Origin of the sequence: Pseudomonas sp. TWR3-1-1 (genome assembly GCF_049896545.1) — a bacterium.
GTDB lineage: Bacteria > Pseudomonadota > Gammaproteobacteria > Pseudomonadales > Pseudomonadaceae > Aquipseudomonas > Aquipseudomonas weihenstephanensis.
The window spans coordinates 96,030-116,482 of sequence record NZ_JAFCUO010000009.1 but is presented as its reverse complement, the minus strand read 5'-3'; the positions used below and the strand labels follow the sequence as shown (position 1 = coordinate 116,482).

The 20,453-nt window shown below is 59.7% G+C and carries 25 protein-coding genes; 15 read left to right on the top strand and 10 right to left on the bottom strand.

Annotated elements, in window-relative coordinates:
- Nucleotides 1–253 precede the first annotated feature (253 nt).
- From phhA to ACP7A4_RS18535, 6 genes are all read left to right on the top strand, one after another.
- Nucleotides 254–1,045: a phenylalanine 4-monooxygenase gene (gene phhA / locus ACP7A4_RS18560; RefSeq protein WP_048366219.1), complete on the top strand. Its 792-nt coding sequence runs from the start codon at nucleotides 254–256 to the stop codon at nucleotides 1,043–1,045.
- A 64-nt stretch (nucleotides 1,046–1,109) separates the two neighbouring features.
- Entirely contained in the window at nucleotides 1,110–1,466 is a 357-nt protein-coding gene (locus ACP7A4_RS18555; protein WP_048366218.1) for a 4a-hydroxytetrahydrobiopterin dehydratase, read from the top strand.
- The gene (locus ACP7A4_RS18550; protein ID WP_165599925.1) at nucleotides 1,463–2,662 is read left to right on the top strand and encodes an amino acid aminotransferase; all 1,200 of its coding nucleotides are present in this window, start codon (nucleotides 1,463–1,465) and stop codon (nucleotides 2,660–2,662) included. Before ACP7A4_RS18555 ends, ACP7A4_RS18550 begins: the two co-directional genes overlap by 4 nt.
- A 192-nt stretch (nucleotides 2,663–2,854) precedes the next feature.
- The gene (locus tag ACP7A4_RS18545; RefSeq protein WP_255163946.1) at nucleotides 2,855–2,986 is read left to right on the top strand and encodes a hypothetical protein; all 132 of its coding nucleotides are present in this window, start codon (nucleotides 2,855–2,857) and stop codon (nucleotides 2,984–2,986) included.
- Between the two features lie 88 nt (nucleotides 2,987–3,074).
- Nucleotides 3,075–3,251: a hypothetical protein gene (locus ACP7A4_RS18540; RefSeq protein ID WP_087148781.1), complete on the top strand. Its 177-nt coding sequence runs from the start codon at nucleotides 3,075–3,077 to the stop codon at nucleotides 3,249–3,251.
- 18 nt (nucleotides 3,252–3,269) lie between these two features.
- Entirely contained in the window at nucleotides 3,270–4,448 is a 1,179-nt protein-coding gene (locus ACP7A4_RS18535) for an MFS transporter (RefSeq protein WP_426247924.1), read from the top strand.
- A gap of 28 nt (nucleotides 4,449–4,476) precedes the next feature.
- Here the strand turns inward: ACP7A4_RS18535 and arfB are convergent, their stop codons facing one another.
- The 8 genes from arfB to ACP7A4_RS18495 form a co-directional block, all read right to left on the bottom strand.
- Complete coding sequence (arfB, locus tag ACP7A4_RS18530) at nucleotides 4,477–4,890, bottom strand: alternative ribosome rescue aminoacyl-tRNA hydrolase ArfB (protein ID WP_059763045.1); 414 nt, start codon at nucleotides 4,888–4,890, stop codon at nucleotides 4,477–4,479.
- Between the two features lie 91 nt (nucleotides 4,891–4,981).
- Entirely contained in the window at nucleotides 4,982–6,403 is a 1,422-nt protein-coding gene (locus tag ACP7A4_RS18525) for an amino acid permease (protein WP_203302431.1), read from the bottom strand.
- Nucleotides 6,404–7,077: 674 nt separating this feature from the next.
- Nucleotides 7,078–8,274, bottom strand: coding sequence for a 23S rRNA pseudouridine(2605) synthase RluB (gene rluB, locus ACP7A4_RS18520; protein ID WP_426247923.1), 1,197 nt, complete (start codon nucleotides 8,272–8,274; stop codon nucleotides 7,078–7,080).
- 144 nt (nucleotides 8,275–8,418) lie between these two features.
- Nucleotides 8,419–8,610: a DUF1289 domain-containing protein gene (locus ACP7A4_RS18515; RefSeq protein ID WP_059763047.1), complete on the bottom strand. Its 192-nt coding sequence runs from the start codon at nucleotides 8,608–8,610 to the stop codon at nucleotides 8,419–8,421.
- 71 nt (nucleotides 8,611–8,681) lie between these two features.
- On the bottom strand, nucleotides 8,682–9,575 hold the full coding sequence (gene scpB / locus ACP7A4_RS18510; protein WP_059763048.1) for an SMC-Scp complex subunit ScpB: 894 nt from the start codon (nucleotides 9,573–9,575) through the stop codon (nucleotides 8,682–8,684).
- 12 nt (nucleotides 9,576–9,587) lie between these two features.
- Entirely contained in the window at nucleotides 9,588–10,286 is a 699-nt protein-coding gene (locus tag ACP7A4_RS18505; protein ID WP_165599927.1) for a segregation and condensation protein A, read from the bottom strand.
- A 128-nt stretch (nucleotides 10,287–10,414) separates the two neighbouring features.
- Nucleotides 10,415–11,044 (bottom strand): L-threonylcarbamoyladenylate synthase, encoded by a 630-nt coding sequence (locus tag ACP7A4_RS18500; protein ID WP_203302429.1) that lies wholly within the window; start codon nucleotides 11,042–11,044, stop codon nucleotides 10,415–10,417.
- 13 nt (nucleotides 11,045–11,057) lie between these two features.
- Nucleotides 11,058–11,921, bottom strand: coding sequence for a PHP domain-containing protein (locus ACP7A4_RS18495; protein ID WP_426247922.1), 864 nt, complete (start codon nucleotides 11,919–11,921; stop codon nucleotides 11,058–11,060).
- 84 nt (nucleotides 11,922–12,005) lie between these two features.
- Here ACP7A4_RS18495 and ACP7A4_RS18490 point away from each other — a divergent pair, with 84 nt between their 5' ends.
- From ACP7A4_RS18490 to ACP7A4_RS18465, 6 genes are all read left to right on the top strand, one after another.
- On the top strand, nucleotides 12,006–12,602 hold the full coding sequence (locus tag ACP7A4_RS18490; RefSeq protein WP_048366208.1) for a septation protein A: 597 nt from the start codon (nucleotides 12,006–12,008) through the stop codon (nucleotides 12,600–12,602).
- A gap of 1 nt (nucleotide 12,603) precedes the next feature.
- Nucleotides 12,604–12,903 carry a YciI family protein gene (locus ACP7A4_RS18485; protein WP_203302428.1) on the top strand — a complete coding sequence of 100 codons (300 nt, stop codon included), beginning with the start codon at nucleotides 12,604–12,606 and terminating at the stop codon, nucleotides 12,901–12,903.
- A 114-nt stretch (nucleotides 12,904–13,017) separates the two neighbouring features.
- Nucleotides 13,018–13,425 carry a translation initiation factor 2 gene (locus ACP7A4_RS18480; protein ID WP_426247921.1) on the top strand — a complete coding sequence of 136 codons (408 nt, stop codon included), beginning with the start codon at nucleotides 13,018–13,020 and terminating at the stop codon, nucleotides 13,423–13,425.
- Between the two features lie 12 nt (nucleotides 13,426–13,437).
- Nucleotides 13,438–14,115, top strand: a complete 678-nt coding sequence (locus tag ACP7A4_RS18475; RefSeq protein ID WP_059763053.1) for a response regulator transcription factor — start codon at nucleotides 13,438–13,440, stop codon at nucleotides 14,113–14,115.
- A gap of 135 nt (nucleotides 14,116–14,250) precedes the next feature.
- A complete protein-coding gene (locus ACP7A4_RS18470; RefSeq protein ID WP_059763054.1) occupies nucleotides 14,251–14,682 on the top strand; it encodes a Spy/CpxP family protein refolding chaperone in 432 nt (143 codons plus the stop codon).
- A 79-nt stretch (nucleotides 14,683–14,761) separates the two neighbouring features.
- Nucleotides 14,762–16,096, top strand: coding sequence for a sensor histidine kinase (locus ACP7A4_RS18465; protein ID WP_426247920.1), 1,335 nt, complete (start codon nucleotides 14,762–14,764; stop codon nucleotides 16,094–16,096).
- A gap of 80 nt (nucleotides 16,097–16,176) precedes the next feature.
- On the opposite strand, the gene ACP7A4_RS18460 is transcribed toward ACP7A4_RS18465, so the two are convergent.
- On the bottom strand, nucleotides 16,177–16,737 hold the full coding sequence (locus tag ACP7A4_RS18460) for an NAD(P)H nitroreductase (RefSeq protein WP_048366202.1): 561 nt from the start codon (nucleotides 16,735–16,737) through the stop codon (nucleotides 16,177–16,179).
- A 119-nt stretch (nucleotides 16,738–16,856) separates the two neighbouring features.
- On the opposite strand from ACP7A4_RS18460, the gene ACP7A4_RS18455 reads away from it, so the two are divergent.
- From ACP7A4_RS18455 to ACP7A4_RS18445, 3 genes are all read left to right on the top strand, one after another.
- A complete protein-coding gene (locus ACP7A4_RS18455) occupies nucleotides 16,857–18,311 on the top strand; it encodes a TrkH family potassium uptake protein (protein ID WP_048366201.1) in 1,455 nt (484 codons plus the stop codon).
- Nucleotides 18,312–18,420: 109 nt separating this feature from the next.
- Nucleotides 18,421–19,173: an AraC family transcriptional regulator gene (locus ACP7A4_RS18450; protein WP_426247919.1), complete on the top strand. Its 753-nt coding sequence runs from the start codon at nucleotides 18,421–18,423 to the stop codon at nucleotides 19,171–19,173.
- Nucleotides 19,174–19,249: 76 nt separating this feature from the next.
- Nucleotides 19,250–20,140, top strand: a complete 891-nt coding sequence (locus ACP7A4_RS18445; protein ID WP_426247918.1) for a DMT family transporter — start codon at nucleotides 19,250–19,252, stop codon at nucleotides 20,138–20,140.
- On the opposite strand, the gene ACP7A4_RS18440 is transcribed toward ACP7A4_RS18445, so the two are convergent.
- Nucleotides 20,134–20,421 (bottom strand): SelT/SelW/SelH family protein, encoded by a 288-nt coding sequence (locus ACP7A4_RS18440; RefSeq protein WP_048366198.1) that lies wholly within the window; start codon nucleotides 20,419–20,421, stop codon nucleotides 20,134–20,136. The genes ACP7A4_RS18445 and ACP7A4_RS18440 overlap by 7 nt on opposite strands.
- Nucleotides 20,422–20,453: the final 32 nt, after the last annotated feature.

Genomic DNA, 20,453 nt, shown 5'->3' with positions numbered 1-20,453 from the left:
CCGTGCCAGCGCTTGCAAAGAGCGAATATTTGGCGGGCCGCGCATTTCAACGTCACGTTTTTGTGACAGTTTGACCTTCGTCGACCGCAATACTCTCAGCATGGCCCGCAAGTCGTAACGAATAGTTTACGAATATGACGCATCATCCCAGCATTAGTGGCTTTAGGCTAGCTGCACGACGCAATCGCTTGAGGTATCACTTAGTCATCGCCACACACCGAATAATAAAAACGATTTCCTTGCGGAGAGTCCCATGAAGCAAACGAAATACGTCGCCCGCGAGCCTGATGCTGATGGCTTTATCGACTACACACCGGCCGAGCACGCGGTGTGGAACACGCTGATTACCCGCCAACTGAAGCTGCTGCAAGGGCGTGCCTGCCCTGAATACATGGAAGGTATCGACAAGCTGGGCCTGCCCCATGACCGCATTCCGCAGCTGGGCGAGATCAACAAAGTGCTGGCTGAAACCACCGGCTGGCAAGTGGCCCGCGTACCGGCACTGATCCCGTTTCAAACCTTCTTCGAGTTGCTGGCCAATAAGCAGTTCCCGGTAGCGACCTTTATTCGCACGCCCGAAGAACTCGATTACCTGCAAGAGCCGGATATTTTCCATGAAATTTTCGGCCACTGCCCACTGCTGACCAACCCGTGGTTCGCTGAATTTACCCACACCTACGGCAAGCTCGGCCTGCAAGCCACCAAGGAACAGCGCGTGTATCTGGCCCGCCTGTACTGGATGACAATCGAGTTCGGGCTGGTCGACACCCCAGAAGGCCAGCGCATCTACGGCGGCGGTATTCTTTCATCGCCCAAAGAAACGGTTTACAGCCTGTCCTCAGAACCGGAACATCACGCCTTCGATCCACTGGAAGCCATGCGCACCCCGTACCGCATCGATATTTTGCAGCCGCTGTATTTTGTCCTGCCGGACTTGAAGCGGCTGTTCGATTTGGCCCACGAAGACATCATGGGCATGGTCGAAACAGGCATGAAGATGGGCCTGCATGCGCCCAAGTTCCCGCCTAAACCCAAAGCGGCGTAACACGTCTTTTTTGAAACCTTCTTTCTTTTGTACCCATAAGAAAAACTGACTTCAGGAACACACCATGAACGCACTGAACCAAGCCCACTGCGAAGCCTGCCGCGCCGATGCCCCACAGGTCAGCGACGAAGAACTGCCGGTGCTGATCAAACAGATCCCGGACTGGAACATCGAAGTGCGCGACGGCGTGATGCAGCTGGAAAAGGTCTTTTTGTTCAAAAACTTCAAATTTGCACTGGCGTTCACCAACGCCGTCGGCGAGATCGCTGAAGCCGAAGGCCATCACCCGGGCTTGCTCACCGAGTGGGGCAAAGTGACCGTGACCTGGTGGAGCCACTCCATCAAGGGCCTGCATCGCAATGACTTCATCATGGCCGCGCGCACTGATGACGTAGCCAAAACCGCCGAAGGTCGCAAGTGAAGCACTTCGCGGCCATTGGCCGGGTGCCGGGCGACCCGATTCTGGGCCTGATGGACGCCTACAATCAGGACACCAACCCGAACAAATTCGACCTGGGCGTGGGCGTATATAAGGACGCCAAGGGCCTGACGCCGATCCTGCAATCGGTCAAACAGGCCGAACAGCGCCTGGTTGAGCAGCAGCAGACCAAAACCTACATCGGCGGTCATGGCGACAGCCGTTTTGGGCAACTGATCAGCGAACTGGTGCTGGGTGAGGCGTCACCCTTGCTGGCCGACAAACGTGCGGGCGCCACACAGACGCCCGGCGGCACAGGTGCCTTGCGCTTAAGTGCCGACTTTATTGCACAGTGCCTGCCGGGGCGCGGCATTTGGCTGAGCGATCCTACCTGGCCGATCCACGAAACCATTTTCGCGGCAGCCGGTTTGAAGATCAGCCACTACCCGTACGTGGGCAGCGACAACACGCTCAACGTCGCCGCGATGCTGGCGGCCCTGGAACAAGCCCCCAAAGGCGATGTGGTGCTGCTGCATGCCTGCTGTCATAACCCGACCGGGTTTGACTTGTCACAGGAGGACTGGCACCAGGTGCTGGATGTGGTCAAGCGCCGCGAGCTGTTGCCGCTGATCGACTTTGCCTACCAGGGATTTGGTGACGGCCTGGAGCAGGATGCGTGGTCTACGCGCCTGTTTGCCAGCGAACTGCCCGAACTGCTGATCACCAGTTCCTGTTCAAAGAACTTCGGCCTGTACCGCGAACGTGTCGGGGCGTTGATCGTGTGCGCGAGCGACGCCGAAAAACTGACGGACATCCGCAGCCAACTGGCCTATCTGGCCCGTAACCTGTGGTCCAATCCGCCGGACCACGGCGCGGCTGTGGTGGCAACCATCCTGGGCGATGAGCAGCTCAAGACGTTGTGGGCCGGCGAAGTGGAAGCCATGCGCAGCCGTATCGCGCAACTGCGCAGCGGTTTGGTCGAAGCGCTGACGCCGTTTGGTCTGGCCGAACACTTTGCCCACATCAACCAACAGCGCGGGATGTTCTCCTACACCGGCCTCAACGCCGAACAAGTGCAATTGCTGCGCGAGAAACATAGCGTGTACATGGTCGGCTCAGGCCGCGCCAACATGGCAGGCGTCGACGGCACCCGCCTGAGCCTACTGGCCAAGGCGATTGCGCAGGTGTGTACGCACTAACGGTTGCAACGCCAGGCGCGGGCTTGCTCGCGCCTGCTTGCACGACAACAGCAAGATGAAAAGTTCGCCACAAAGCCCCGCCAGACGTAAAAAAAGACAAATTGTCACACCCGCTCATGTATCCTGCCCAAGCTTTTTAAAAGCGCCGATGTACCCAGCGATTTAAAAACACACCTTGCGAGGAGCGCGACGATGCACGAAATCCCAAACCTCCCCTTCCCAAGCCTGCATGAAACTCAGCAGCCGACCCCGCAACACACCAGTGGCGAAAACCCCGCACTGGACGAGGCCCCTGAAAGCCTCAAGGCCGACAGCGAAGACTGACGGTTCGCACTCAGGCGGTGCGAAAAGCTTTCAGCTTTTCATACCGCCTGACACAATCGCCGCACCGTTCTCAACCCCGGATTCCCGCGTGACTGATTCTTTCAGCGACACCCAAGCCAGCGTACTGATCGGCACAGCCGAAAAAATGATCGAGCTGTGGGAGCGCCTGACCCCCGAAAAACAAGCCACCCTGCTCCAGCGTTTCGGCACCCAGGAAAACGCCCTGGCCGCCCTGATTGCAACCCGCCTGGTTGCACCGCTTTAACCCGCAGGACCTGCGCCCATGCCTGAAACACAACGCCCACTGGCGATCACGCTGCAAGTGATGTCCATCGTGCTGTTTACCTTCATTGGCTATCTGAACATCGGCATTCCGCTGGCGGTATTACCCGGCTACGTTCACAACCACCTGGGTTACGGCACCGTCATCGCCGGGCTGGTGATCAGCGTGCAATACCTGGCCACGCTGCTGAGTCGCCCGTACGCCAGCCGCATCATCGACAACCTGGGCAGCAAGCGCGCGGTCATGTACGGCCTGGCCGGCTGCGGTCTGAGCGGCGTATTTATGCTGCTCTCCAGTTGGCTGTCGGCGATGCCCGCCCTGAGCCTTGCCAGCCTGCTGCTCGGGCGACTGGTGCTGGGCAGCGCCGAAAGCCTGGTCGGCTCAGGCTCGATTGGCTGGGGCATCGGCCGCGTAGGCGCGCACAACACCGCCAAAGTGATCTCGTGGAACGGCATCGCCAGTTACGGGGCAATCGCCATTGGCGCTCCGCTGGGCGTGCTGATGGTCAACCACTGGGGCATGTGGAGCATGGGTGCCAGCATCATTGCGCTGGCAGTGCTGGGCTTATTGTTGGCGTGGCCCAAGCTGGCGGCGCCGATCGTCAGTGGCGTGCGCCTGCCGTTTTTGCATGTTCTGGGCCGCGTGCTGCCCCACGGCACCGGGCTGGCGCTGGGTTCTATCGGGTTTGGCACCATCGCCACGTTCATCACCCTGTACTACGCAACCCAGCAGTGGGAAAACGCCGTGCTGTGCCTCAGCTTGTTCGGCGCCAGTTTTATCGGTGCGCGGCTGCTGTTCGGCAACCTGATCAATCGCATCGGCGGCTTCCGCGTAGCCATTGCCTGCTTGAGCGTCGAAACCGTGGGGCTGCTGTTGTTATGGCTGGCCCCCAACCCGCAACTGGCGCTGGTCGGTGCGGCGCTGAGCGGATTTGGCTTCTCGCTGGTCTTCCCGGCGCTGGGGGTTGAAGCGGTGAATCTGGTGCCTGCCTCAAGCCGCGGGGCCGCCGTGGGGGCGTATTCGCTGTTTATCGATTTATCGCTGGGTATCACCGGGCCACTGGTGGGCGCCGTGGCGGCAGGCTTTGGTTTTGCCTCGATCTTCTTGTTCGCCGCACTGGCCGCGTTTAGCGGGCTGATGCTGAGCGTGTACCTCTACCGCCAGGCCCGCGCAACCTAGGGTCCCTGCGTCAACCCCGGCAACGGGATCAAAAATCCACTTTGCCGCGCCCAGCCTTGATAGTGCCGCGCTTGGTTTTGGATTCGAGACGACGTTTTTTTGAACCCAGCGTCGGCTTGGTGGGACGGCGCTTTTTCTCGACCTTGGTCGCGCTCACAATCAACTCCAGCAAACGCTCCAGCGCATCGGCGCGGTTCTGCTCCTGGGTGCGGTATTGCTGCGCCTTGATGATCAATACGCCATCACTGGTAATGCGACTGTCACGCAGCGCCAGCAGTCGCTCTTTGTAAAACGGCGGCAAGGATGAGTGGGGGATGTCAAAGCGCAAGTGCATGGCACTTGAGACTTTGTTGACGTTCTGCCCGCCCGCGCCCTGGGCGCGAATCGCCGTGAGTTCGATCTCGGCGTCGGGGATGTGCACGTTGTTGGAAATCACCAGCATTACAAAAGGGTCCGTTTTCAGGGCGTGCAGGATACCCCACAAACAACAAACCCGGCGCCATGGCCGGGTTGGTTGTCAGTCAGGGTAACGCTTACTTGCCGGCCGAGCCGTAAGCGGCGGTCGAAGCGTGCGCTTCGCGCCTGCCCTTGATCAAGAAGCACACCCACATGAAGGCCACCCACACGGGGATCGCGTACACCGACACGCGAATGCCCGGGATCATCAGCATGATGACCAGGATGAACGCCACAAACGCCAGACAGATGTAGTTGCCGTACGGATACCACAACGCTTTGAACAGCGGAATTTGTGCGGTTTTGTCCATGTGCTGACGGAACTTGAAGTGCGAGAAGCTGATCATCGCCCAGTTGATCACCAGGGTGGCCACCACCAGCGACATCAACAACTCCAGCGCGTCGTGCGGCATCAAATAGTTGAGCAGCACAGCAATCACCGTCACCGCGGCCGAGGCCAGGATCGAGTTTACCGGCACGCCGCGCTTGTCGATTTTGGCCAGCACTTTGGGTGCATCGCCCTGCTGCGCCATGCCCAGCAACATGCGGCTGTTGCAGTAGGTGCCGCTGTTGTACACCGACAATGCCGCGGTCAAGACCACGAAGTTGAGGATGTGCGCAGCAGTGTTGCTGCCCAGCATTGAGAACACCTGCACAAACGGGCTGCTGCTGTAGCTGTCGCCACCGGCGTTGAGCGTTTCGAGCAACGCATCCCACGGCGTCAGGGACAACAGCACCACCAGAGCGCCGATGTAGAAAATCAGGATGCGGTAGATCACCTGATTGATCGCTTTAGGGATCACCGTGCGCGGCTTGTCGGCTTCTGCTGCGGTGAAACCGAGCATCTCCAGACCACCAAACGAGAACATGATGAAGGCCATTGCCATCACCAGGCCGGTGATGCCATGCGGGAAGAAGCCCCCGTGCTCCCACAGGTTACTGACCGATGCTTGCGGGCCGCCACTGCCGCTGACCAGCAAGTAGCTGCCCAGGGCGATCATGCCCACGATGGCCACCACTTTGATGATCGCGAACCAGAACTCGGCCTCGCCAAACACTTTGACGTTGGTCAGGTTGATTACGTTGATCAGCACGAAGAACGCCGCCGCCGACGCCCAGGTCGGGATCTCGGGCCACCAGTAGTGCACGTATTTCCCGACGGCCGTCAGTTCCGACATGCCGACCAGGATGTACAGCACCCAACAGTTCCAGCCCGACATGAAGCCGGCAAAGCCGCCCCAGTATTTGTGCGCGAAGTGGCTGAAGGAGCCGGCTACCGGCTCTTCAACGATCATTTCGCCGAGCTGGCGCATGATCATAAAGGCAATGAAGCCGCAGATTGCATAGCCCAGAATCATCGACGGGCCGGCAGATTTCAGTACCCCGGCCGAGCCGAGGAACAAGCCAGTACCGATCGCGCCACCCAGGGCAATCAGCTGGATATGGCGATTTTTCAGGCCGCGTTTAAGCTCGCCCGAATGCGAGGTTTGTCCACTCATTAAAAAGGGTTCCACACAAGGTTTGATGGCATTCAGTGCGTTTTCGCTTGAGCACCGGCAGTGATCGAAGGGTCTACAACACAAATCAAACCCCAGCGCAGACGCCAGGAATCCATGGTTGTTTCACGAGTCATGCGTCACCTGTTTGTTTTTATCTGTGACGGAATCGAACCCGCAAGGCTTATGGCATTGCGGAGTTAACAAGGCGGGTTAGCCTTGAGGTTTTGGCCAATCAGCACATCGCCGAGCGGCGCAAAAAGCGCGGTTACGCCATTGAGTCACAGTTAAAACGCCGCGCATTGTACACCCGCTCGTAGGCAAGATCCCATCACACAGCCGATAGCAAGACGAAACAAGCCGCAGCTCGGCCCTTAAACGTCACAAATCTGTAAAACGCGGAAAAATTTCTATACACAACCGTGGTTTCCTGGCTCCAAGGGGTAAAAGAGGCAGTATTCGTCACGATTTATTGACTGAGCGTAAAGAAATATTTCCACCCTAAACGCTACATGGACGCGGGCGACCGATTGTCGCAGCCCTAATCCTTTGATTTTGAATGAATATCTGTAGCCCCTGGCAAGGTGCGCAGGCTGCTGCTGACGACGCCACCAGGTTTTACACCCATAAAAAAACGCCAACCCGAGGGTTGGCGTTTTGTTTACCGCGCTACACGCTTACTGCGGCTTGCGACGACCGAAGCCTGGACGCTGACCGGAACCGGCCGGTGCGCCGCGGCGCTTGCCGGACGGTGCATCGTCAACCAGCTTGGGGCCTTGACGCGTCGGCTTGCCCGGGCGCTTGTTCATTTCGCTTGGACGCTCGGCAACCGGTGCACCACGACCTGCTGGCACACGGTCAGTACGCGCCGCTGGCTTGCGTGCCGGGCGCGCGGCTTCATCACGCGCCGGACGTGCTGGACGCTCACCTTCGATGTGTGGCTGGCGTGCTGGACGCGGTGCCAATGGCGCACCCTCGGCCGGACGCACAGTGCGTGCAACACGGTCGGCACGGGCCACAGGGCGCGAGGACTTACGCTGCAAACGCTCAAGCTTGTCTTTGTTCTTGGCATTCATCTCTGGCATGGCAACCGGCGTGAGGCCGACTTCAGCGCTGAGAATGTCCACCTCGTACTGACCCATTTCACGCCAGCGACCCATCGGCAGGTCAGAGTTGAGGAACACCGGGCCGAAACGCACGCGCTTCAGACGGCTGACCACCAGACCCTGAGATTCCCACAAGCGACGTACTTCACGGTTACGGCCTTCCATCACGACACAGTGGTACCAATGGTTAAAGCCTTCGCCGCCCGGCGCCTGTTTGATGTCGGTGAAACGCGCAGGGCCGTCTTCCAGCACCACGCCCGCCTTGAGGCGCTCGATCATCTCGTCATCCACTTCGCCACGTACACGTACCGCGTATTCACGGTCCATTTCGTAGGAGGGGTGCATCAGACGGTTCGCCAGCTCACCGTCAGTGGTGAACATCAGCAAGCCGGTGGTGTTGATGTCGAGACGACCGATGTTGATCCAGCGACCTTCTTTAGGGCGCGGCAACTTGTCGAATACGGTTGGACGGCCTTCCGGGTCGTCACGGGTGCAGATTTCGCCGTCAGGCTTGTTGTACATGATCACGCGGCGCACCGATTCGGCGGCCTCTTCGCGCTTGATCACCTTGCCATCAATGGAGATGGCGTCGTGCAGGTCAACGCGCAGACCCAGGGTTGCATCCTTGCCATTGACCTTGATGCGGCCCTGGCTGATCCAACTTTCTACGTCGCGACGCGAGCCAACGCCGATGCGGGCGAGTACTTTTTGCAGTTTCTCGCCTGCTGGGCCAATTTCCTGGCTGTCTTTAGGGTCTAGATCTTTCATCTGGGCACCTCCCGGTGTGTCAATTCAGGCGAGCGCCTGAGCTGTTAAAAATGGGCCTTGTGACGCAGTTGCGCCGCAAAGGGTCGCGAATCATACGCTGATGTTGCGCATTTCGCATCAAAGGCTAGTCGTGTTCTGCCAGGCTTACTTGTTTTTCCGCCGACCGGTGGCGCCAAGTGCCAGCAAACGCAAGTCGGCTTGCGCCAGCACCGCACGCTTTTCATCCTTGTCGAGTTTCTTCCAGACCTTGATTTCGCGCTTGGAACGTCCGCAGCCGAGGCAAACGTCATCGGCAAATTTACACACGCCAATACAGGGATCTTTGAGGGCACTCATGTGAGACCTCCAGAAAAATACGCAAATACCGTAGGCGCTGGCGCAGGCTGCGCCAGCGCCTATGGGCAACGTCAGTCTTCGCGCTCAAGTCGCTCTTGCTCGATGGCGTCAGCCAGGGCTTGCGCCTCCAACGCTTCATCGCTCATGGCAGGCGCCAGCTCAAGCGCCGCCACGGCTGCCAGCAGTTGGCTGCGTGCCTGTTCGGCATCGGTAGCCGGCACCTCAGGTGCGGGCGCCTCTTTAACCAAGTCTTCACGCAGCAAGTCATCGAAGTCGGTTTTAAGACCTTCTTCCATCGAGTCCAGTTCCGTGAGCAAGCTACGGAAGCTGGTTTCGTCTTTCGGCTCCTCAGGCTCTGCGCTTTCATCCGCCAGCGCCTGAATGTGATCAGGCACCGGGGCATCGTCAAAGTCGAGAATCGGATCGGGTTCAAGCTCGCGCAGTTCAGCGAGCGGCGGCAGGTCGTCGAGGTTTTTCAGGTTGAAGTGATCGAGAAAACCCTTGGTGGTGGCAAACATCGCTGGCCGCCCTGGCACTTCGCGGTAGCCGACGATGCGAATCCACTCGCGCTCCAGCAAGGTTTTAACAATATGGCTGTTGACCGCCACACCGCGCACATCTTCAATTTCGCCCCGGGTAATGGGCTGTCGATAAGCAATCAGCGCCATGGTTTCGAGCATTGCCCGCGAGTAACGCTGCGGGCGCTCTTCCCACAAACGCCCCACCCACGGCGAAAACGTGTCGCGAATTTGCAGGCGATAGCCAGAGGCGACTTCTTTGAGTTCAAACGAACGGCCCTGGCAGGATTTGCGCAGCAACTCCAGGGCCTTCTTGAACACCGGAGGCTGCGGGCGTTCGCCCTCTTCAAACAGTTCAAACAACCGTTCAAGGCTTTGCGGCTTTCCCGAGGCCAACAGAAAGGCCTCAAGCAACGTGGCCAGCTCACGGGGATCAGTCAAATTCATGGTTTCAGCTCTTTATTCGGCTCGCGCCCGCACATGGATCGCCGCGTAGGGCTCGTTCTGTACCAACTCGATCAAGGACTCCTTGACCAGTTCGAGGATGGCCATAAAGGTTACCACCACCCCCAAACGCCCCTCTTCTGCGGTAAACAGCTCACTAAAGGGTACAAAACCGCCGCCTTTGAGGCGTTCCAGCACATCACTCATGCGCTCACGGGTGGACAGCGCTTCGCGGCTGACCTGGTGACTTTCGAACATGTCGGATCGACGCAGCACTTCGGCCATCGACATCAGCAACTCTTCCAACGCCACATCCGGCACCAATTTGCGCGCACGGGCCTGGGGAGCGTCCAGCTTGGGCACGAACACGTCACGTCCGACCCGTTCGAGGCCGTCGATGCCTTCAGCCGCCGCCTTGAACCGCTCGTACTGCTGCAAGCGGCGAATCAGTTCAGCGCGCGGATCGCCTTCGTCTTCTTCGATTTCGACAGAGCGCGGCAGCAACATGCGCGACTTGATCTCGGCCAGCATGGCCGCCATCACCAGATACTCGGCCGCCAATTCAAGGCGCACCGTTTTCATCAGCTCGACATAACCCATGTATTGGCGGGTAATTTCAGCCACCGGGATGTCAAGAATGTCGATATTTTGTTTGCGAATCAGGTACAGCAGCAAGTCGAGCGGGCCTTCGAACGCATCGAGAAACACCTCCAGCGCATCCGGCGGGATGTACAGGTCTTGCGGCATTTCGATGACGGCCTGGCCATACACCATCGCAAATGGCAGTTCTTGCTGGGCACCGGCTTGCGGGTCTACAGCGTCAATCACTTCTACGTCAGACATCAGGCCTCGACCATAAAAGGCGTCGGATCACCACAGCCCACACGTACGACTTCAGGCTCATCACCCGTCAGGTTGATCACGGTGCTGGCCTTGCGCCCACCATCACCGCCATCAATGATCAGATCGACCTGTTTTTCCAGCGCATCGCGAATCGCGTACGGGTCTTCAAGCGGTTCGCTTTCGCCCGGCAGGATCAGGGTCACGCTCATCAGCGGCTCACCGAGTTCGGCCAACAATGCGAGCGCCAGAGGATGTTGAGGCACACGCATGCCGATGGTGCGGCGCTTGGGGTGCAGCAGCAGGCGCGGTACTTCGCGGGTGGCATTGAGAATAAAGGTGTACGGCCCCGGCGTATGCGCTTTGAGCAAGCGAAAGGTGCCGGTGTCGACCTTGGCGAACAGCCCTAACTGCGACAGGTCGCTGCACATCAGGGTGAAGTTGTGCTTGTCGTCCAGATTGCGCAAGCGCTTGATCTTGTCGATCGCGCCCTTATCGCCCATCTGGCAACCGACGGCGTAAGACGAGTCGGTGGGGTAGATCACCACCCCGCCTTTTTTGATGATCTCAACCGCCTGCTTGATCAGACGCGGTTGCGGGTTTTGCGGATGAATCTGGAAAAATTGACTCACGTTATTTACCTGTTCAGACGTTGGCGATGGGCGGATCTAATTTGAACCGACGCCACAATGGCGGCAGATCGTCCGGGATCGCGCGGTACTCGCCAATCTCGGACCAGCCGCCAGGGCCATGAAAGTCACTGCCGGCAGTCACCAGCAAACCAAACTCACGCGCCAGAATCGCCAGGCCGCCTACTTGTTCTGCAGGCTGATAGCCATTGACTACCTCAATCGCGTGCCCCCCCGCTTGAATATAGTCGCCAATCAGGCGTCGGCGCTTGCTGCGGGTGAAATCGTAATGCGATGGATGCGCCAGGCTGACCCAGGCACCTGCTGCACGCAACGTGGCGACGGTGTCTTCCAGGGCGGGCCAATGCTGTTTGACATCGCCCAACTTGCCCGCGCCCAGCCACTTGCGGAACGCTTCGGCGCGATCCTTGACGTAACCGGCACCGACTAAAAAATCCGCAAAATGCGGACGCGCTGGCGCATTGCCACTGTCACCCAGCGCTTGCTGAATTGCCCGCGCACCTTCAAGCGCGCCCGGCATGCCCTTGAGCGCCAGCCTGCGGCTGATTTCTTCGGCACGCAGCCAGCGGCCATCGTGCAGTGCGGCGATGGCAGCGACCAGTGCAGGGGCCTGGGTGTCGAAACCGTAACCGAGCACATGAATGGTCGCGCCACCCCAAGTGCAGGAAAGTTCGATGCCGTTGACCAGTTGCATGTTCAGCGACTGCGCCGCCGTGCGGGCTTCTTCCAGGCCTTCAATTGTGTCGTGATCGGTCAGGGCCAGGACTCGCACACCTTTCTCGAACGCACGCGCTACCAGTACCGCTGGCGCCAAAGCGCCATCGGAAGCGGTGCTATGGCAATGCAAGTCAATTTCCACGGGGATTTAATAACCTCTAGCTGACGCTTTCGCTGTCATTGATGTTTGTTATTATGCCGCCACATCCTGCTTCTGGCTGCCACTGTGAAACAATTCATCGACTTCATCCCGCTGTTACTGTTTTTCATCGTCTACAAAATCGAACCCCGCATCGTCGAAATCGCAGGCCATAGCCTGACCTTCGGCGGGATTTTCAGCGCTACGGCGATGCTGATCCTCAGTTCTGTGGTGGTCTACGGCATTCTGTTTTTCAAGCAACGCAAACTTGAAAAGAGCCAATGGCTGACCCTGATTGCCTGCATTGTGTTCGGCAGCCTGACCCTGGCGTTCCACAGCGAAACCTTCCTCAAGTGGAAAGCGCCGGTGGTGAACTGGCTGTTTGCGCTGGTGTTTGCCGGTAGCCACTTTATCGGTGACAAGCTGCTGATCAAACGTGTCATGGGCCACGCACTGACCCTGCCTGACGCAGTCTGGACGCGCCTGAACCTGGCCTGGATCGCCTTCTTTTTGTTCTGTGGGGCGGCCAACCTGTTTGTTGCGTTCACCTTTCAAAGCATCTGGGTCGACTTCAAAGTATTCGGCAGCCTGGGCCTGACCGTGCTGTTTCTGGTAGGCCAAGGCATTTACCTGTCGCGCCACTTGCATGATTCCGACACTCCAACCTCCAAAACCGAGGACTGACATGCTCTACGCAATCATTGCCACTGACGTCGCCCACTCGCTTGAAGCCCGCCTGGCTGCTCGCCCGGCCCACCTTGAGCGCTTGCAGCAACTCAAACAGGAAGGCCGCGTGGTGCTGGCCGGCCCGCACCCGGCCATCGACAGTAATGATCCGGGCGCGGCCGGTTTCAGCGGCAGCCTGATCGTGGCCGAGTTTGACTCGCTGGCCGACGCTCAACGCTGGGCCGATAAGGACCCGTACGTCGCTGCTGGCGTGTACGCAAATGTGATTGTCAAACCGTTCAAGCAAGTCCTGCCTTAAACCCTCGCTGCGCGACGGAACCGCTCATCGGGTTCGTCGCGTCGCTGTATGGCTCATTATTCTGGTTTAGCGGCCGACAACCTCTGCGAATCCCATCAGGAATGAGGAGTTGCGATGCGCCAAGGTTTGTTGTGTCTGCTGTTAATCATGTTATCGCTGGGCACTCTCGCCCACGCTGAAGACGCTCCTTCCTCTGATAACTCAGTGCCATTGTCACTGAGCGCCGGTGCGCGCATTACGGACTTGCAACAACGCCTTGACGAGAGTGAACGCCTGCGCGGCGAACTGAGCCAAGCCCTCAAAGACGCCGACGCCACCCGCGAAAGCAGCCAGTTGAGCCAACTGCGTCAAGAGAACCTGCGCCTCAAGCAACAGCTCGACAAAGCGCAGTCCAACCCCGGCTTTCACCTGCTGACCGACTCACAACAGTGGTTTGTGATTGGTGGCGCAGTTGCCCTATTGGCCCTACTCTGCGGTATCTTCGCCAGCGGCGGACGTAAACAGCGTCGGCAATGGCTATAAATAGAGTGAGTCATGAGCGACCTGTTACTGATAGATGATGACCAGGAGTTGTGTGAACTCCTGAGCAGTTGGCTGAGCCAGGAAGGTTTCCAGGTGCGTGCGTGCTACGACGGCGTGAGCGCCCGCAACGCGCTGGCCGAGTCCAGCCCTGACGCTGTAGTGCTGGACGTGATGCTGCCCGATGGCAGCGGCCTGGAACTGCTCAAGCAGTTGCGCAGCGATCACCCCGACTTGCCGGTGCTGATGCTCTCGGCCAGGGGTGAGCCGCTGGACCGCATTCTGGGGCTGGAACTGGGCGCCGACGATTACCTGGCCAAGCCCTGCGACCCCCGCGAGTTGACCGCCCGCCTGCGCGCTGTGCTGCGCCGCAGCCATCCGCCCGCCACCTCCAGCCAGATCGAATTGGGCGACCTGTGTTTCAGCCCGATGCGCGGTGTGGCCACCATCAATGAGCACGACATCACCCTGACCGTCTCCGAAAGCCGCATCCTCGAAGCCTTGCTGCGTCAACCCGGCGAGCCACTGGACAAACAGGCGCTGGCGCAACTGGCGCTGGGCCGCAAGTTGACGTTGTACGACCGCAGCCTGGACATGCACGTCAGCAACCTGCGCAAAAAGATCGGCCCGCACCCCGATGGCCGTCCGCGCATCGTTGCACTGCGCAGCCGTGGCTACTTCTACAGCGCCTGAGGGGACGCCGCCTGTGTAAAGGCACGCCACTCCCCTCTTTACCTAAGCTTTACGCTTGATTGACAGCGCTTGACCTTGATCTCCCTAAACTGGGCGCATCCGGATTCACCGGAACGTACTACAAGGAGACACACCATGCGTAAGACTCTTATTGCTTTGATGTTTGCTGCTGCTCTGCCAACCGTCGCAATGGCCATGCCCGGTGGCGATGGCCCAATGGGTCCACGTCACGGCGGTGAGCACCATGGTCGCGGCGACGCGCCTTACAGCCAACTGGACTTGACCCGCGAGCAGCGCCAACAAATCGGCAAGCTGATGGGCGAACAAATGCACGAGCGCAAGCAGCTGGTCGACAAGTACCTGCAAAAACTGCCCGCGGCTGATCAAAAAGCGTTGAAAGACGAAATCGCCGCCAAGCACGAAAAAACCCAGAAAGACATTCGTGCGCTGCTCAAGCCAGAACAGCAAAAACGGTTCGACGAGATGCAAAAACAACGCGCCGAACGTAAAGCTGAATGGAAAGAGTTCAAAGACTGGAAAGCACAGCAGGCGCCAAAAGCGCAATAATCTGCACATTCACCCAGCCCAACGGCCCCCCAGCCGTTGGGCTTTGCTCGTTTGAACCCATTTAGCGTGAGGAATTGCCGTGCGATCACTGTTTTGGCGCATTCTGGCCAGCTTTTGGCTGGCGATAGCCTTGGTCGCAGGGCTGTCGATACTGCTCGGACACATGCTTAATCAGGACGCCTGGATCCTGAGCCGTCATCCGGGTATTTCAAACCTGGCCCAGCAATGGACCGAACGCTATGAAACCCAGGGCGCGGACGCTGCCCAAGATTTTCTGGAGCGGCGCAAACGCCGTTACCACATTGACGTGCAAGTGCTTAACGAAAGTGGCGACCCGGTGGTGCGCGGCACCTTTCCGCGCCGGGCTGCCGCCTGGGAGGCGCGCCAGCATCCAGGACAAGACACGCTGCCGTGGCGACGCCTGACCGTGGAGTACACCAGCCCCAAGACGGCCGACACCTACCTGCTGATTTACCGCATCCCGCACCCCGAGCTGGACGCCTGGCACCGACAAAGCCTGATCTGGCCACTGAGTGCGCTGGGCATTGCGCTGGTGGTGTTGACGCTGTTCAGTTTGCTGGTGACGCTGTCGATCACCCGCCCGCTAAGCCGCTTGCGCGTGGCCGTGCATGATCTGGGGCAAACCACCTATCAACAAAACAGCCTGGCGCGACTGGCCTCCCGACGGGATGAATTTGGCGTGCTGGCCACCGACTTCAACCGCATGGGCGCGCGTTTGCAAAGCTTGATCAGCAGCCAACGCCAGCTGCTGCGCGATGTCTCCCACGAACTGCGTTCCCCCCTGGCTCGTCTGCGCATCGCTCTGGCACTGGCCGAACGCGCCAGCCCCGAGGAACGTGAAAAGCTCTGGCCGCGCCTGACCCGCGAATGTGATCGCCTGGAGTCTTTGATCAGTGAAATCCTGACGCTGGCGCGGGTCGATGCCGACCAGGCGAGCGCCGAGCACGTTGAACTCAATGCGCTGCTCAATAACCTGCAAAAAGATGCCTCACTCAGCGCGCCCGAGCAGCCAGTACAGCTGAATGCAGAACCGGGCCTGGCCCTCAGTGGCTGGCCCACCATGATTGAGCGCGCCGTCGACAACCTGCTGCGTAACGCGCAACGGTTCAACCCGCCGGGTCAACCGATTGAACTCACAGCACAGCGTGAAGGCGAGCACATCACCCTCAGCGTGCGCGATCACGGGCCGGGTGTGGCCGAGGAGCATTTGGCGCAGTTAGGCGAACCGTTTTTCCGCGCGCCCGGCCAGACGGCTGCGGGTCACGGTCTGGGGCTGGCCATTGCGCGGCGCGCGGCAGAGCGTCATGGCGGACGATTGACACTGGCCAACCATCCCGACGGTGGCTTTATTGCCGCGCTTGAACTTCCTCTTACCCCGGATGGCAATCTTTAACGCGGGCAAAGCACCGTGCACTGTGTAAGAGGATTTACCTGCACGATGCCTGACCGCCCACAGAGACCGACTGCCGTGGCTCAGGCGGACCACACCTGTACAAACTCTGCGCTGTCGACCTTGGGCGCATCCCGCATTTCTTTGAGCGGTGTGCCCAAGTACAGGAACGCAATAATCTCTTCACCCGCTTGCAGTCCCAGAGCGGCCGTCACCCGTGGCGCATGGGACAGCTCCCCGGTGCGCCACACCGCACCAATCCCTTGGGCATACGCGGCCAGCTCAATGGCATGGGCTGCGCAACCCGCCGTAATCAGCTGTTCGGATTTCGGCACTTTGAAGTGCTCCTGCAAACGCGCAATCACCACCACGACCAACGGCGCCCGCAACGGCATGGCGCGGGCTTTGTCCAGCGCGGCCTCGGTGACATCACCGCCTTGGGCCTGCACGGCCTGCGCGAGCACTTCACCCAACTGGTTGCGGGCCTGCCCTTCAATGCTCAAAAAACGATAAGGCCGCAGTTGCCCGTGGTCTGGCGCGCGCAGGGCGGCTGCAAAAAGTACTTCACGTTGCTCCCTCGTGGGGGCCGGTTCAACCAGACGCGGGGCAGAAACACGGTTGAGCAAAGCGTCGAGAGCCTCCATTGGCCACCTCCTGAAGAAAATGTGCGGCTATTCTAACGGTATCTGCCGAAGGCTTGGCGGTTTACATACCCCGGCCCACAGGTAGAATGGCGCCCCTCTTTCATGCCCGAGCTGACTTCATGGCGTTGCCGACCCTACGCATCATCGGTTTTGTAATCGGCATCTTCCTGATTACGTTGGCGATCAGCATGGCCGTACCCATGCTCACGCTGGTGATTTACGACCATCTGGGCGATCTGCCGTCCTTTTTGTGGGCCAGCCTGATCACGTTTGTCGCGGGCCTTGCGCTGGTGCTCCCCGGTCGCCCGGAGCAAGTGCACCTGCGACCACGCGACATGTACCTGCTGACCGTGTCGAGCTGGGTGATCGTGTGTATTTTCGCCGCGCTGCCGTTTTTGCTCACCCAACACATCAGTTACACCGACTCCTTTTTTGAAAGCATGTCGGGCATCACCGCCACCGGCTCCACCGTTTTGAGCGGGCTGGACACCATGTCGCCCGGCATTTTGATGTGGCGCTCCATGCTGCACTGGCTCGGCGGTATCGGCTTTATCGGTATGGCGGTGGCGATTTTGCCTTTGCTGCGTATCGGTGGCATGCGCCTGTTTCAGACCGAATCGTCAGACCGCTCCGAAAAAGTCATGCCACGCTCGCACATGGTGGCGCGCCTGATCGTGGCGACGTATGTCGGCATCACCATCCTCGGCAGCCTGGCGTTCTGGTGGGCGGGCATGAGCGTGTTCGATGCCATCAACCACGCCATGTCAGCCATCTCCACGGGCGGGTTCTCGACCTCCGACCAGTCACTGGCCAAGTGGTCACAACCGGCGGTGCACTGGGTGGCCATCGCGGTGATGATCATGGGCAGCCTGCCCTTTACGCTGTACGTGGCCACCCTGCGCGGCCATCGCAAGGCGCTGATCAAAGACCAGCAGGTGCAAGGATTACTCGGCCTGCTGCTGGTGACCTGGCTGGTGCTCAGCGCCTGGCTGTGGTGGACCACCAACATGGCGTGGTGGGATGCGTTCCGCCATGTCGCACTGAACGTGACCTCGGTGGTGACTACTACCGGTTTTGCCCTTGGGGATTACAGCCTTTGGGGCAACTTCTCACTGATGCTGTTTTTCTATCTGGGCTTTATTGGCGGTTGCTCCGGCTCGACAGCGGGCGGGATCAAAATCTTCCGCTTCCAGGTCGCCTATATCCTGCTCAAGGCCAACCTTAACCAGTTGATTCACCCCCGGGCAGTGATCAAGCAGAAGTACAACGGCCATCGCCTTGACGAAGAAATCGTTCGCTCGATTCTGACGTTCTCGTTCTTCTTCGCCATCACCATTTGCGTGATTGCGCTGGCGTTGTCGCTGCTGGGACTGGACTGGATGACCGCCCTCACCGGCGCGGCGAGTACCGTGTCGGGCGTGGGACCTGGATTGGGCGAAACCATTGGCCCCTCCGGCAACTTCTCGACGCTGCCGGATGCTGCCAAGTGGATCCTGTCGCTGGGCATGTTGCTGGGGCGGCTGGAAATTATTACCGTGTTCGTGTTGTGCATCCCGGCATTCTGGCGGCACTGAGATACACACGGGCTAAACCTGTAGCCGCCGCCGAAGGCTGGGCGCTTTTGATTTTATGTACAGATCGAAAGGCCTCAGCCTTGGCCAGCGCCTACGTGAGGGCATCACCATGAGCCACCTCCTTTCGCTGCGCCACTACCGTGATGAGGTGATTGCTCACAGCCATGAGCACGCGCAGGTGGTGATCAATTTATCCGGCTCGCTCGACTTCGAGGTTGAAGGCCGCGCCAGTCTGTTGCGCCAACAGCAACTGATGGTCATCCCCGCTGGCGCGCACCATACCTGCGCCAGCGCACAGGGCAGCCAGTGCCTGGTGCTGGATGTGCCGAGCGAACACTGGTTGGGGCAAACGTTGGGCGCCCACGCCGAACACAGCCGCCGATGGCTCAATACCGTCGGGCAGCATCGGCTCGACCCGCGCCAGCACCAGTTGGTCGATTGGCTCGCGGCCAGCCCGGCGACCGATCCGCTGATCGATCAGCAAGGGGCAATCCTGCTGCTGGCCAGTTTGAATACCCCTCAAGCCGTACCGCGTAAACGCCTGCCCTTCCCTCAGTTCGATACCTACATCGACCAGCACGCCGCCTACCCTGTGCAAGTCGCCGACCTGGCGCGCGTTGCCGACCTGTCCTGCGCTCGCTTGCACAGTCGCTTTCTCAGCGAGTGCGGCCAAACGCCGATGGACTACATCCGCCAACGCCGTTTGCGTAGCGCCTTGAACCTGTTGCGTCACACCACGCTCGCGGTAGGCGAAATCGCCAGCCGCGTTGGCTACGCCTCGCAAAGCGCGTTTTCGGCGGCCATGTTGCGCGAGTTCGGTGCATCACCCAGCGTGTTGCGCCGCGAGTCTGGCGACAACTGAGGCCCGTTTGGCGACAGACAGCGCCTCGCCGCACGCCTTAGACTGCACGCCAGACTGACTCACCCCAAGGACTGCAATGACTGCGCGTAACGCCTTGGGCGCCCTGCATATCGGCGCCTTACTGTTTGGCCTTACCGGCGTGTTCGGCAAGCTCGCGGCAGCTTCAGCCAGTGTGATTGTGTTTGGCCGCGCAGGTTTTGCGGTCATTGCGCTCGCCTGCTTTGCCGCCGTGTCCCGCCGTTCACCCTGGCATGCGTTGACCCGGCGCGATGTGCGCAGCCTTTTGGTCAGCGGCTTGCTGCTGGCCGGGCATTGGGTGAGCTTTTTCATCGCGGTTAAAGTCGCCGGCGTGGCGATCGCAACGTTGGGCTTTGCCAGTTTTCCGGCGTTTACCGTGCTGCTTGAAGGGCTGATCTTTCGCGAACGCATCCGCCTCAACGAAATCATGCTGGTGGTGCTCGTCAGCGTCGGCCTGATTCTGGTCACCCCCACCTTTGATCTGGCGAGCCAGGCCACCGAAGGGCTGCTGTGGGCGATTGCCAGTGGCCTGACCTTTTCCCTGTTGTCTCTCAATAACCGCGCCAACGCAGGACGAGTCCCCGCCGTGCAGGCTGCCATGTGGCAAAACGCTGTGGTTGCGCTGTGCCTGTTGCCCTTCGCAGCGCCGCAGATCAGCAGCGTGCGCCCGCTCGACTGGGTCTGGATCGGCCTGCTTGGCGTGCTGTGCACCGGCGTCGCGCACAGCTTGTTCGTCGCCAGCCTCGCGGTGATCAAAGCCCGCACGGCGGCGGTCGTCTTCGCCCTGGAGCCGGTGTATGGCATCACCCTGGCGTGGCTGTTGTTCCACGAAACCCCGACGCTGCGCATGCTGCTGGGCGGCGCGCTGATCATCGTCGCGATTGTGGCGTCAAGCCGTATGGCCCGCGGCGCTTCACCGGTTAAACCGGCGCTGGACGCCGCTCACTGAACCCGGTCGTTGTGCCCAAGGTCACGCTGGGGGTCAATCTGGTCACGCACGCGCTGCTTGAGCACTTTGGCCTCCGGGAAGCCGCCATCGGCCTTACGCTCCCAGATCTGCACCTCATCACAGGTAATGCGAAACACCCCGCCTGTTCCTGGCTCCAGCGCCACGCGCCCCAGGTCATCGGCGAAGGTACTGAGCAGTTCCTGAGCCAGCCAGGCGGCGCGCAACAGCCACTGGCATTGAGTGCAATAGGTGATGACGATGTGTGGCTTGCTGACTGACATGATTTCAAAAGCTCTTGAAGAGAAAGGCGCCG